This is a genomic window from Lactobacillus sp. C449L, from assembly GCF_059900815.1.
The window spans coordinates 1-438 of record NZ_JBWXGA010000296.1 but is presented as its reverse complement, the minus strand read 5'-3'; the positions used below and the strand labels follow the sequence as shown (position 1 = coordinate 438).

The window sequence follows — 438 nt, the reverse complement described above, 5'->3', positions numbered from 1 at the left end:
CTACTACATTCGTGTCGTGAAGGTGATGTATTTCGACGAGCCGCGGCCCGGCTTCGAGCCGCTGGCGGCGGGTCCGCAGGCCGTCCTCATCGCCTGCAGCGTGGTCGTGACCCTGTTCTGGATCATCCCGGCCCCGCTCGTGAACTCGGCGGCCGCGGCCGCGCGGTCGCTCTTCTGAGCGGGATGCGTTTCGCGCTCGCCCCGGAGGCCATCGCGGCCGGCTACGGCCTCGTCGCGCATGAGACGGTCGGCTCCACCAACGCGGACGCGCTCGAGCGGCTGCGGAGCGGACAATCCTGTCCGCTCTGGGTCGTCTCGCGGCACCAGACGCAGGGCAGGGGACGTCGCGGCTCGGCCTGGCGGACGGAGCCCGGAAACCTCGCGGCCAGCCTGGTCCTGACCACCCAGGCCGAGCCGGCCGTGGTTGCCACCCTCGGA

At 71.7% G+C, this 438-nt stretch carries 1 protein-coding gene; it reads left to right on the top strand.

Features of this window, described 5'->3' with window-relative positions; genetic code table 11:
• Positions 1-183: 183 nt before the first annotated feature.
• A partial coding sequence (locus tag AC2JF9_RS09470; protein WP_500727269.1) for a hypothetical protein occupies positions 184-438 on the top strand: 255 nt, incomplete at its 3' end.